We start from the raw sequence: 13,241 nt of genomic DNA on the forward strand, positions 1-13,241 counted from the left end.
TCCGGGTCTCCGTCACCGTCTGACAGGGCCCGCTGGGTGGTGCGTGCGTTGCCACCCGCGCTCTTCCGCAGCATTCCACGCGGCGTCGAGTGTCATCTATCCGACCAAGCGCGTCATCCCGGCCCACGTGCGGGATTGAGCGAGCGCTCAAATAGTCGTACCCTCGAATTGAGCGAACGCTCAAGGCGGGGGAAGAGCGCATGACTGATGACGTCGATCCGACACCACGCACGGCCGGTGCACGATGGATCCTGGCCGGGCTGATCACGCTCCTCGGGGCGGCCCTCTTCGCCGGGGTGGTCAACCAGGGCCGCGCGGACAGCGCGGTTCTCTTCGTGGCGCTGCCGGTGCTGCTGGCCGCCGGCCTCACGCTCACACCCCACCGAACAGCCCACGGCCGGGTCTTCGCAGCCACGACGATCGCACTGTTGCTGGCGGCGGTGGCACTGCACGAGGGTGCCGTCTGCGTCCTCCTGGCCGCTCCGCTGGTCTACGCGGTCGCCCACGGCACCACCGCGCTGATCCGCGCCCTGCGGGACGCCAACCGCCCGTATGTCATGGTGGCCGTGCCTCTGCTGCTCCTGCCCGGCCTGGAGGGCAGCGGCATCGCTCCCCGGGTCGCTCCGGAGCAGACGGTCGAGGTGACCCGGGTCGTCGGGCTTCCGGTGGACCGGGTGGGCGAGCGTCTCGCCACTGGCCCCCGCCCCACCGCTGTCCGATCGGTGCCGCTGCGCCTCCTGGGCGTGCCCACACCCGGGCGGGTCACCGGCGACGGGCTCGACGTCGGCGACAGGTGGATGTTCGGCTACCACGGCAGCGCGCACGGACCGGGCGGCCACCTGCTCGCCGAGGTGGAGAGCGCCGCCCCCGGGCGGGTCGGCTTCCGCTTCGTCGAGGACAGCTCCATCACCGCGCGCTGGTTCACCTGGCGGCACGCGGAGCTGAGCTGGCGGGCTGTCGACCCCGCGCACACCGAGGTCCGGGTCCGGGTCGACTACACGCGGGGCCTGGACCCGTCCTGGTACTTCGGTCCGCTGCAGCAGGTGCTGCTCGGTGCCGGGGTCGGGCACCTTCTCGACATGCTGGCGTTGGAGTGACTGTCGCCCGCCGGCTGACCCTGGCACTGCCGCTGGCCGCCGTGCTGGCCGTCGGCGCTCGGGAGCGGGACCGGTCCGTCCGGGCCGCGGGGCTGCTGGCGTTCCTGACCGCCGGGATCGGCATCGCCGCGCTGCACGAGGTCGCCCGCCTGGCCGGCTGGTGCGCCTTCGCTCCCGTCGACGGCGCGTACCGGGGGATGCCGGTGGACCTGTGGATCGGTTGGGCGGCCCTCTGGGGCCCGCTGCCCGTGCTGCTGCGCCGGGTGCTGCCGCTGCCGATCGCGCTGGGTCTGCTGCTCTGGGTCGACGCGGTGGCAATGCCGGCGCTGCACCCGCTGGTCAACCTCGGCCCGTACTGGCTCGTCGGGGAGGTGGTGGGCCTGCTCGTGGTGGCGCTGCCCGCCCAACTGCTCGGGCGGTTCAGCGCCGACCGCCGGCACCTGGGCACTCGGACGGCACTCCAGGTGGGAGTCTTCGCCGCTCTGCTGCTCTGGTTCGTCCCCAGCCTGGCCTTCGAGGTCGGCGGCGGGTCGTGGGCCGGGCTGACCGGGCTGGACCGCACCGGGATACTCCTCGTCGCGCAGCTGGCCCTGCTGGTGGCCGTGCCCGCGCTGGCCGCCGTCGCGGAGTTCGCCGTGCGGGGTGGCGGCACGCCGTACCCGTGGGATCTGCCGCGCCGCCTGGTCACCACCGGCCCGTACGCGTACCTGGCCAACCCGATGCAGCTCGCCGCCGTGGTGCTGCTGCTGGTCACCGCGGCGGTCACGCGGAGCGTCGCAGTGGTTCTGGCGGCGGTGTCGGCAGCGGCGCTCGGCGCGGCGGTGGCCGGGCCACACGAGCACCACGACCTGCTGACGCGGTACGGCGACTCCTGGCGGTCCTACCGCAGGCAGGTACGCGACTGGTGGCCCCGCTGGCGGCCGTACCCCTCCGAGCCGTCGGCGGTGCTCTGGCTGGACGACGACTGCGGGCCCTGCGCGGCCCTCTGGCGGATGGTGGCCCGGCGGCACCCGGTCGGCTTACGGATCCGGCCGGCCCGGGAGCACGAGCACGTGCTGTGGCGGGCGGAGTACGTGGGCGGCGACGGTCACACGGAACGGGGGGTGGCCGCCGTCGCCCGCGGACTCGAACACGTCCACCTCGGTTGGGCGTTCGTCGGTTGGACGCTACGACTGCCCGGGGCCACCTGGCTGGTCCAGCTGGTGACCGATGCGATGATCGCACCGCCGCATCCGGCGCGCCCGAGAGGAGAGCCATGTCCGACACCAAGCAGCGTCTCCTCGACGGCGCCATCGCCGCCGTCCGTGAGCACGGCATCGCCGGTGTCTCCGCCCGGACCATCGGCGCCGCGGCCGGAGTGAACCAGGCCCTGGTCTTCTACCACTTCGGCACGGTGGACGACCTGCTCACGGCGGCCTGCCGGGCCAGCACAGCGGAACGGGTCGAGCGATGGTCGGAGCGGTTGGCCTCGGCCGGGTCGCTGCGCGAACTGCTCGCCGTCGGGCGGGCGCTGCACGAGGAGGAACGCCAGCTCGGCAACGTCACCTTCCTGGCCCAGATGTTGGCCGGGGCACAGGCGGACCAGCGCCTGGCCGCCCCCACCGCCGGTGCGCTCCAGCTGTGGGTGGACGAGATCGAGGTGGTCCTGCGGAGACTGCTCGCCGGCTCTCCGTTCGCCGAGGTCGCCGACGTGCCCGGCCTGGCCCGCGCGGTCTCCGCCGCGTTCATCGGGCTGGAACTCTACGACGGGGTGGACCCGGCGGGCGCCGATCAGGCGATGGCGGCGCTCGACCAGCTCGCGCTCCTCATGGAGATCGTCGACGATCTCGGGCCGATCGCCCGCCGCGCGCTGCAGGCGAAGGTCAGCCGGGCGACGCGGCGGGACTGATCGCCGCTCAGGCGGCCGGGACCAATCGCCGCTCAGGCGGCGGGGCCCAATCGCCGCTCAGGCGGCCGGGACCAATCGCCGCTCAGGCGGCGGCGAGGACCTCGTCACCGATGGCGGTGAGCTGGTCGGCGCCCACCTCGACGGCCGCCATGTAGTGGCGTAGCCAGGAACGCAGCCCGTCCGGGGTGCCGGTGGCGAACGCCCCCGCCGAGCCGACGTACTCGGGCTCCCGCTCACGGTGCCCGACGTCGACGGCGAGCAGGCCACGCGGGTCGAGGCCGCTGGCGAGCAGGACCAGCCGGGCGGCCCCCCGGGCCACCACGCCGGACGGCCCGGCGAACGGGCGCAGGTTCAACAACTCCCCGTGTACGACGGCGGCGAGCACCAGTGGGGAGACCTTCGTGCCGCCGGCGACCAGCCCGGCCAGCCCGTCCAGCCGGGTGGCGACCACGGGGTCCGCCACCGGGCGGCCCAGTTCCGCTTCCGGCACCACATCCCGGGCGGCGAGAACGTGCAGCTTCGCGAGTGCCTGCCGGGGTGCTCTGGGCCAGAGCTCGCTCAGGCCGGGTAGCGCTCCGGCGACCCGCAGCGCCCCCTGCAGCACCGGGTCGGTGACGGTGCCGGCGCGGACCGCCTCCCGTTCGTGCACGGCCCCTTCGAGGGCGGCGCTGGCTACCGCGGAGCGGAGGCTGACCTCGGCCGCGACCTGACCACCGTGTCGGCGCAGCGCGCGGTGTCCGAGCGCCCGGTCGAACCGCGCGCGGGCCTGCTCGACGGCGGCGGTGATGTCGGCGAGCGCGAGCAGCGGGGCGAGCGGGTCGGTGGTCACCCCGTCACGCTAGCGACCCGTCCCGGCCCGGCGAGCCACACCCGGCCGCAACGCGAGCCGTACCACCCGCACCGGCCCAGTCGCGCGGCCTTCCACCCCTCCCGGCGCGCGCCAGGCCAGCCCGCCAGCCCGCCGGGCCGCCGGGCCACCGGGCCGGGCCGGGCCGGGCCGGGCCGGGCCGGGCCGCAACGTCATGATCGACACGAGTTCGGCGATAACGCGGTGTCCGAGCGTCCGCGACACCCCCATATCGGTGAACTCGTGTCGATCATGGCCAGGCCCACGACGTGCGACGTGGGACCGGCCAGGCCCACGACGTGCGGCGTGGGGCCGCGCAGGCCCACGACGTGCCGCATGGGACCGGCCAGGCCCACGACGGGCGGCGTGGGACCGGCCACGCCCACGACGTACGGCATGGGACCGCGCGCGGCGGGCTGCGGCCGGTACGCGTCCCACCGCCGGGCGCGTGGCGAGGGCCGCTCGGCGCGACGAGGCGGGCAGCCCTCGCTGGCCGAGGGCCCGCCGACTACCCTCGTGGCCAGCGAGACCCAGGTCACCCGAGCGACGAGGAGTCACGGCATGAGCGAGGCATTGGCCAATCTGCTGAACGAGACGCGCCAGTTCCCCCCGCCGGCCGAACTCGCCGCGCACGCCAACGTGACCATCGACGCGTACGCCGAGGCGGAGGCCGACCGGCTCGCGTTCTGGGCGAAGCAGGCCGATCGCCTGGCGTGGTCGAAGACGTGGGACGAGGTTCTCGACTGGTCGAACCCACCGTTCGCGAAGTGGTTCGTGGGCGGCCAGCTCAACGTGGCGTACAACTGCCTCGACCGGCACGTCGAGGCGGGGCGCGGGGACAAGGTCGCCATCCACTGGGAGGGCGAGCCGGGCGACACCCGCACGCTGACGTACTCCGACCTGCACGAGCTGACCTGCAAGGCGGCGAACGCGCTCACCGACCTGGGGGTGACCGCCGGCGACCGGGTGGCCATCTACCTGCCGATGATCCCGGAGGCGGCGGTGGCCATGCTGGCGTGCGCCCGGGTCGGTGCCGCGCACAGCGTGGTCTTCGGCGGCTTCTCGGCCGACTCGCTGAGCAACCGGATCCAGGACGCCAGCGCCAAGGTGGTCATCACCGCCGATGGTGGTTACCGGCGGGGTAAGCCGTCGGCGCTGAAGCCGACTGTGGACGAGGCGGTAGCGAGCTGCCCGTCGGTGGAGCACGTGCTGGTCGTCCGCCGCACCGGCGAGGACGTGGCGTGGTCGGACAAGGACCACTGGTGGCACGAGACGGTGGAGACCGCGTCGGCCGAGCACACCGCGCAGCCGTTCGACTCCGAGCACCCGCTGTTCATCCTCTACACCAGCGGCACCACGGCCCGCCCGAAGGGCATCCTGCACACCACCGGCGGCTACCTCACGCAGGCGTCGTACACGACGCACGCGGTCTTCGACCTGAAGCCGGAGACCGACGTCTACTGGTGCACCGCGGACATCGGCTGGGTCACCGGGCACTCGTACATCGTGTACGGCCCGCTCTCCAACGGCGCGACCCAGGTGATGTACGAGGGCACCCCGGACACCCCGCACAAGGGGCGGTTCTGGGAGATCGTCGACAGGTACAAGGTGAGCATCCTGTACACCGCTCCCACCCTGATCCGGACGATGATGAAGTGGGGCGAGGACATCCCGGCCGGCTTCGACCTGTCGTCGCTGCGCCTGCTGGGCAGCGTCGGTGAGCCGATCAACCCGGAGGCGTGGATCTGGTACAGGCAGCACGTCGGCCGGGGTGAGTTGCCGGTCGTGGACACCTGGTGGCAGACCGAGACAGGCGCCATCATGATCTCCCCGTTGCCGGGGGTCACCGCGGCGAAGCCGGGTTCGGCGATGACCCCGTTGCCGGGCATCGTGGCCGACGTGGTGGACGACCAGGGCCAGTCGGTGCCGAACGGTGGTGGCGGCTACCTGGTGCTGCGTGAGCCGTGGCCGTCGATGCTGCGCACCATCTGGGGTGACGACGACCGGTTCATCGAGACGTACTGGTCGCGGTTCCAGGGCATGTACTTCGCCGGTGACGGGGCGAAGAAGGACGACGACGGGCACATCTGGCTGCTCGGTCGGGTGGACGACGTGATGCTGGTGTCGGGGCACAACATCTCGACGACCGAGGTGGAGTCGGCGTTGGTGTCGCACCCGTCGGTGGCCGAGGCGGCGGTCGTCGGCGCGACCGACCCGACGACCGGTCAGGCGATCGTCGCGTTCGCCATTCCGCGCGGCAGCACGGACATCAGTGGCGACGCGGGTGAGCAGCTCATCGCCGACCTGCGCAACCACGTGTCGAAGACGCTCGGGCCGATCGCCAAGCCGCGCCAGATCATGCTGGTGCCGGAGCTGCCGAAGACCCGCTCCGGCAAGATCATGCGCCGGTTGCTGCGGGACGTGGCGGAGAACCGGTCGTTGGGCGACGTGACGACGTTGCAGGACTCCTCGGTGATGGAGTTGATCTCCTCTGGGATGAGTGGCGCGAAGTCCGACGAGGACTGACGACCAGGCGTACCCCTGCGGTGGGTGGCGGTCCGGACGGACCGTCACCCACCGTTGTCTTTTGTGGAGGTACGACGGGCAGCGCTCCCGCCGAACGGGTAACGCATCGATCACGATCCTGTCGCACGGCTTGTTCGTCATTTAGTTTCACGCTCGTCGGCCGGTCTCGACGCGCCCCGGCGCACGGGCCCCACCGACGTCCTCTGCCCGAGAAACGGAGTGGCATGAACAGAAACTCCCGTCCGGGGTCACGCCGACGACTACTCGTCGCGTTGCCCGTCATCGCCCTCGCGGCCACGTCACTGACCGTGACCGGCAGCGCGGCCGCCCAGTCGTCGTCCCCCACCCCCAGGGCGGTGATCGGGGCCGACGAGCACTACATCAACTACGCCGAGCCCGAGGTGCAGCCGGACACCAACGGTCGTGAGGTCAAGGGCAAGGGCGGCGTCTACACCCCTGCCGCCGAGTCGGCGCGCGCGTTCGACCGGAAGCACGCCCGGGGCAACCCGGTGGCGGCCCGGCAGTTGGCCAAGGCCGAGGCCCAGTCACTCAAGACGGGCCAGAACCCCCGCAAGTTCAAGAAGGCGCCGACCACGCAGACGGCGAAGCTGCTGACGCTGCTTGTCGAGTTCAACGACAAGGCCAACGACGACTTCACCGACGTGATGGTGCCGAAGACGGTGTTCGAGGACCGGACCTGCGTCCCCGGCACCGTCCAGAACGGCCCGAAGCACAACAAGATCCCGGACCCGGCGCGACTGCCGCACGAGGACAACAACTCGATGTGGGTGCCGGACTTCTCGCCGCAGCACTACAACAAGATGCTGTACAGCAAGAAGGGCATCACCGAGCGGGTCCGCACCGACCTCAAGGGCCCGGACGGCAAGAAGGGCATCGACCTGTCCGGTCGCACGATGCACAACATGTACCTGGAGATGTCCAAGAACGCGTACACGGTGGACGGGCAGGCCAGCCCGTGGATCACCGTGCCGCACTCGGAGGGCTGGTACGCCGCCAACCGCTGCTTCCAGGACGAGACCGGCGCCTGGGTTCCCGGCCGTGAGCAGTCGATGAACGGCCACCCGGACAACCCGGCCGGCGCGGGCCGCCTGGCGACCGACGCGATCGACGCGCTCGTCGCGAAGGACCCGGACTTCCCGTGGGCCGACTACGACATCGAGGACCAGGCCGACCGCGACGGTGACGGCAACCTCTTCGAGCCGGACGGCGTGATCGACCACCTGGTGCTGGTGCACGCCGGTCAGGGCAAGTCGCGTGGCGGCGGCGACCAGGGCGTGTACGCCGTCTGGGCGCACTCCTCCACGGTTGCCGGCGGTTACACCATCCCGGGCACCAACATCAAGGCGTCGAACTACATCGTGCAGCCGGAGGACGCCGGTGTCGGTGTCTTCGCCCACGAGTTCGGTCACGACCTGGGCCTGCCGGACCTCTACGACACGTCCGGTAACGCCGACTCCGATGTGGACTTCTGGGACCTGATGGCCTCCGGTTCGCACTCGGGCGAGATCTTCCAGGCGCTGCCGACGCACATGGGCATCTGGGACAAGTGGGTGCTCGGTTGGGCCGACCCGCTGACCATCCGTCCCGGATCGAACCCCCGCGAGGTCAAGCTGGGCCAGACGTCGCGTACCCCGATCGACTCCGAGGACGGCATCAAGGTCGACCTGCCGGACAAGGTGACGACGCTGGCCACCCCGCACAGCGGCACGAAGATGTGGCACAGCAACAACGACCAGGAGTGGGCGGACGTCAAGCTGAGCCGCTCGGTCGACGTGCCGGCGGCAGCCGACTCGAAGTTCTGGATGTGGAACAACTACATCATCGAGGAGGACTGGGACTACGGCTTCGTCGAGCTCTCCACCGACGGCGGTACGACCTGGACCGAGCAGAAGGTGTACGACGAGTCCGGCGCCGTGGTCACCACCCCGGACGGCTACGCCGACCCGAACGGTCGGATGAACGACTTCGGTGGCAAGAAGTACGGCCTGACCGGCAGCACCGACGGCTGGCGGCACGACTACGTCGACCTGTCGGCGTACGCCGGGACGACCGTCCAGGTGCGGCTGCGGCTGGCCACCGACGAGGCGTTCGAGGAGCGCAACTGGTTCGTCGACGACTTCTCGGTCACCGGCGGCGGCGCGACCACCTGGAGTGACGACGTCGAGGGCGGCGACAACGGCTGGACGGCCACCGGCGGCACCTTCGTCGACACCACCGGCGGGGGCTGGAAGGTCTCCACCGGCACCGAGGTGCACGCCCAGTACTACCTGGCGGAGTGGCGCAACTTCGACGGTTTCGACAAGGGCCTCCAGTACGCCTACGACACCATCTACTCGCACGAGGCGTGGAAGGTCGACCGGATCTCCTACAACGCCCCGGGCATGCTGGTCTGGTACCGGGACACCGCGCTCGGCGACGTCAACCACGTCACCGGGCAGATGACCGCCCTGCCCAGCTACGGCGCGAAGGGCGGGTTGCTCATCGTCGACTCGCACTTCGACCCGCTGCGCCGCACCGGCGAGGCGGCCGTGAAGGACCCGTCGGTGACGGACAACCTGCCGAGCCGTCCGCAGTCGTCGAACGCGGCGTTCTCGCTGAACCGGACGTACCCCTTCACGGAGTGCCTGGAGGCGGCGGACGAGCCGTACAGCGCGTACTGCACGAAGTTCAAGGGGTTGCCGCCGGTCAAGTCGTTCACCGACGCCAAGGGCTGGTACCCGGGCATCGAGATGCGCGACGGTGCCGCGTACGCCCGGGACAACGACGCGTCGGTGGTGCTGCCGTCGCGGGACAACGCGCCGTACACCACCCGGGTCACCAACCCGGACGGTAGCCCGGCGCCGGAGTTCTACGGCGTCACCCTGGGCGGCGGGGCGATCGTGCTGGGCACCGGCAACCCGGGCGACCAGGGCGTGAACTACGGCGTCTCGCTGACGATCAAGAAGGCGGCGAGCGACAACTCGTCGGCTCAGATCTTCGTCACCCCGGCGAAGAAGTAACGGTTTTCCGGTTCGACAACTGACGGTGGGGCCGGTGACGGAGACGTCACCGGCCCCACTGTCGTACATCGATCACATTGATCGAAATGGGTCGCTGTGAAGCAGGCCGGGCCCATCGTCGCTGGTCAGCGTGGCTGATGAAGCCCTGGTGTGTGACGGTGAAAAGCATTCCCAACAAAATCTTGCAACAAATCGACGCGTTCGTCTTCCCACCCGTCCCGGCAGTGTCTATGTTCACCAATGGTCCCACTAGTGGGATCGATCTCCCACCGGCCCGTACCCCCGTTGGGCCGGTTCCCTCACACCGGAGGTACCACGTGCGCAAAGTCGCAGTGGGTCTGCTCGGGCTTTCACTGACGGCGACAGGCCTGGCGATCGGCCCGTCCGCCTCGGCGGCCCCGCAGCCCAAACTGCCGGCAGCAGCACCGGCCGCTGCCGAACCACAGGCGCTGAAGGATGAGCTCCCCGACAAGCTTGAGGACAAGCGCCGCGCGCTGCGTCAGCAGGGTCTCGCCGACGTGCTGACCGGTCGCAGCAAGCCGATCGAGCGCAACGGAAGCACTGTCGTCAAGGTCGGCGAGGTCGGCAAGGCGGGCAGCAACGCCCGCGCCCGCACCGCCGGCGGCGGCCAGGAGACCAGGGACCAGTACGTCGAGCTCAAGCGTGAGCGGACCGACAAGATCTTCGTGATTCTGGCCGAGTTCGGTGACGAACGGCACCCGTCCTACCCGGACAAGGACATGAACCCGGACATCGCCGGACCGGCGACGTTCGACGGCCCGCTGCACAACAAGATCCCCGAGCCCAACCGGGCTGTGGACAACTCCACCATCTGGCAGCCGGACTTCAGCCCGGAGCACTTCCGCCAGCTCTACTTCGGCACCAACCCGGGCGACGAGTCGCTCAAGCAGTACTACGAGGCGCAGTCCTCGGGTCGTTACACCGTCGAGGGTGAGGTGACCGACTGGGTCAAGGTCCGGTACAACGAGGCCCGCTACGGTCGCTCCGACGACCCGAAGGCCGACGACGACCCGACCGGCGACCCCGCCGTCTGCGGCGACAACGTCTGCTCGAACACCTGGTACCTGATCCGCGACGCCGCCAACCAGTGGGTCGCCGACCAGAAGGCCAAGGGTCGGACGGACGCGGAGATCGCCGCGGAGATGAAGTCCTTCGACCAGTGGGACCGCTTCGACTACGACGGCGACGGCGACTTCAACGAGTCGGACGGCTACATCGACCACTTCCAGATCGTCCACTCCGGCGGCGACCAGGCCGATGGCGACCCGCAGCAGGGTGAGGACGCGATCTGGAGCCACCGTTGGTCGGCGTTCAACAGCTCGCCCGTGGGCCCGCCGAACTTCCCGATCGGCGGCACCCAGATCGGCAACACCGGCGTCTGGATCCGCGACTACACGATCCAGCCGGAAAACGGCGGTCGCAGCGTCTTCTACCACGAGTACGGCCACGACCTCGGCCTGCCGGACGACTACGGTCCCGCCGACAACAGCAACGAGCACTGGACCCTGATGGCCCAGAGCCGGCTCGGTGCCAAGAACGACGCCGGTATCGGCGACCGGGGCGGCGACCTCGGCGCCTGGAACAAGTTCCAGCTCGGCTGGCTCGACTACGAGGTGGTCGTGGCGGGGCAGAAGCGCACCATGGAGCTCGGCCCGCAGGAATACAACTCCAAGAAGGCACAGGCCGTCATCGTCGTGCTGCCACCACGGGAGTACACCTTCAACTACGGCGCTCCGTTCGAGGGCTCGAAGCAGTACTTCTCTGGCAACAGGGACAACCTCGACGGCACCATGACGAGGACGTTCGACCTGACCGGCAAGTCCTCGGCGGCGATGTCGCTGAAGGGCAAGTACAGCATCGAGGCGGGCTACGACTACCTCTACTTCGAGGCGTCGACGGACGGCGGTCAGACCTGGACCGACCTGGACGGCACCGTCAACGGCCAGCCGATCGGCGTGGACGGCGCGGGCCGCCCGGCCCTCGACGGCACCAGCAACGGCGCGTGGGCCGACATCAACATCCCGCTGACCTCGCTCGCCGGCAAGGTGGCGCAGGTCCGCCTGCACTACGTCACCGACGGCGGCGTGTCCGAGGGCGGCTTCTTCGGTGACGCGATCACCGTGACCGCCGACGGTCAGACCGTGTTCAGCGACGGTGCCGAGACCGACGCGGGTTGGGCGCTCAGCGAGTGGGAGGCCGTCGGTGCCACCTACACCGACGAGTTCGACAACTTCTACATCGCCGGCAACCGGTCCTACGTGTCCTACGACAAGTACCTGAAGACCGGCCCGTACTTCTTCGGCTACGCGAACACCCGCCCGGACTGGGTGGACCACTACGCGTACCAGGAGGGCCTGCTCATCTCGTACTGGAACACCCGCTGGGAGGACAACAACACCGCCCCGGCCTCGCCGACCAACCCGGGTGGTCACCCGGGTGAGGGTCGCAACCTGTACATCGACGCGCACCCGCGCCCGATCTACAACCTGACCGGTGCCCCGTGGCGCGCCCGCATCCAGATGTACGACGCGCCGTTCAGCCTGAACAAGGCCGACTCGTTCACCCTGCACCTCAACAGCCAGCCGCAGTACATCCGTGGCCAGGATGCCGAGCCGCTGTTCGACGACACCAAGAAGTACTTCTACGAGGAGCTGCCGAACCACGGCGTCAAGCTCCCCGCCACCGGTGTCAAGATCAAGGTTCTGGAGCAGGACGGCACCTCGATGAAGATCCGGATCAGCTGACCACTGGTCCACCAGCACCAAGCGACGCCCGGGCAGGCCACCTGCCCGGGCGTCGCCCGTTGTCCGGCCGGACCCTGGCACCGCTCCGGGTCAAACCCGGGGCTTTCCCCTGTTCAACGCGACCACCAGGGTCGTCGGCGGCAGCCGGGCCCTAGGCTGTCTGCCATGACCGACCAGCGCGGCGGGGCCGTCGACGAGTCCTGTGTCCTCACCGAAGGGCCGTGGACGCACCGCTTCGTCGGCGCCAACGGCAGCCGGTTCCACGTGGTCGAGGCCGGCACCGGGCCGATGGTGCTGTTCCTGCACGGCTTCCCGGAGTACTGGTGGGCGTGGCACCAGATGCTGCCGGCCGTCGCCGACGCCGGGTTCCGGGCGGTCGCCGTCGACCTGCGCGGTTACGGCGCCAGCGACAAACCACCCCGGGGGTACGACGGCTACACCCTGGCCGCCGACATCGCCGGGCTGATCCGTGCGCTCGGTGAGCGGTCGGCGACGATCGTCGGCAGTGGCCTCGGCGGCATGGTGGCGTGGACGGTGGCCTCGTTCCACCCGTCGCTGGTCCGTCGACTCGTGGTGCTGGGTGCGCCGCACCCGCTGCGACTGCGCGCCGCCATCTTCGCCGACCCGCGCGGGCAGTTCGCCGCCTCCACACCGGCGTTGAAATTCCAGCTACCCCGCTACGAACACGTGCTGACCCGGGACGGCGCGGCGGGCGTCGACGAGATCCTGCGCCGCTGGGGCGGGCCGCGCTGGGTGGCGGGCCCGGAGTTCGCGGCGTACAGCGAGCGGTGCCGGGAGGCGATGCGCATCCCGCAGGCCGCGTTCTGCGCCCTGGAGGGCTACCGGTGGGCGTTCCGTTCGCTGTTGCGGCTGCACGGCTACCGGTTCGTCCGCCTGATGCAGAAGCCGCTGTCCACCCCGACCCTGCAACTGCACGGGGCGCTGGATGCCGCCTCGCTGCCGCGGACCGCCCTGGGCTCCGGCCGCTACGTCGTCGCGCCCTACGAGTGGCGACTGCTCGACGGGGTGGGGCACTTCCCGCACCTGGAGACGCCCGATCTGGTGCTCGGCGAGATCCTGCGCTGGGCCAAGAGCTGA

General features: G+C 70.4%; 8 protein-coding genes. 7 read left to right on the top strand and 1 reads right to left on the bottom strand.

The window, feature by feature from the left end:
* Window positions 1-200 precede the first annotated feature (200 nt).
* Genes GA0070612_RS04275 through GA0070612_RS04285 form a run of 3 tightly spaced genes read left to right on the top strand, consistent with a single transcriptional unit; the run spans window position 201 to window position 2,985 of the window.
* Window positions 201-1,097, top strand: a complete 897-nt coding sequence (locus GA0070612_RS04275) for a hypothetical protein (RefSeq protein WP_088986733.1) — start codon at window positions 201-203, stop codon at window positions 1,095-1,097.
* Window positions 1,094-2,458 carry a methyltransferase family protein gene (locus GA0070612_RS04280; RefSeq protein WP_088986734.1) on the top strand — a complete coding sequence of 455 codons (1,365 nt, stop codon included), beginning with the start codon at window positions 1,094-1,096 and terminating at the stop codon, window positions 2,456-2,458. Before GA0070612_RS04275 ends, GA0070612_RS04280 begins: the two co-directional genes overlap by 4 nt.
* Entirely contained in the window at window positions 2,353-2,985 is a 633-nt protein-coding gene (locus tag GA0070612_RS04285; RefSeq protein ID WP_088986735.1) for a TetR/AcrR family transcriptional regulator, read from the top strand. Before GA0070612_RS04280 ends, GA0070612_RS04285 begins: the two co-directional genes overlap by 106 nt.
* Window positions 2,986-3,067: 82 nt before the next feature.
* Here GA0070612_RS04285 and GA0070612_RS04290 read toward each other — a convergent pair whose 3' ends face one another.
* Complete coding sequence (locus GA0070612_RS04290; RefSeq protein ID WP_088986736.1) at window positions 3,068-3,814, bottom strand: Fic family protein; 747 nt, start codon at window positions 3,812-3,814, stop codon at window positions 3,068-3,070.
* Between the two features lie 579 nt (window positions 3,815-4,393).
* On the opposite strand from GA0070612_RS04290, the gene acs reads away from it, so the two are divergent.
* From acs to GA0070612_RS04310, 4 genes are all read left to right on the top strand, one after another.
* Window positions 4,394-6,358, top strand: coding sequence for an acetate--CoA ligase (gene acs, locus GA0070612_RS04295; protein WP_088986737.1), 1,965 nt, complete (start codon window positions 4,394-4,396; stop codon window positions 6,356-6,358).
* Window positions 6,359-6,582: 224 nt separating this feature from the next.
* The gene (locus tag GA0070612_RS04300; RefSeq protein ID WP_088986738.1) at window positions 6,583-9,378 is read left to right on the top strand and encodes an immune inhibitor A domain-containing protein; all 2,796 of its coding nucleotides are present in this window, start codon (window positions 6,583-6,585) and stop codon (window positions 9,376-9,378) included.
* 332 nt (window positions 9,379-9,710) lie between these two features.
* Entirely contained in the window at window positions 9,711-12,143 is a 2,433-nt protein-coding gene (locus GA0070612_RS04305; protein ID WP_088986739.1) for an immune inhibitor A domain-containing protein, read from the top strand.
* Window positions 12,144-12,308: 165 nt separating this feature from the next.
* Window positions 12,309-13,241 carry an alpha/beta fold hydrolase gene (locus GA0070612_RS04310; RefSeq protein WP_088986740.1) on the top strand — a complete coding sequence of 311 codons (933 nt, stop codon included), beginning with the start codon at window positions 12,309-12,311 and terminating at the stop codon, window positions 13,239-13,241.

This window comes from Micromonospora chokoriensis (assembly GCF_900091505.1).
In the GTDB taxonomy this organism is placed as follows: domain Bacteria; phylum Actinomycetota; class Actinomycetes; order Mycobacteriales; family Micromonosporaceae; genus Micromonospora; species Micromonospora chokoriensis.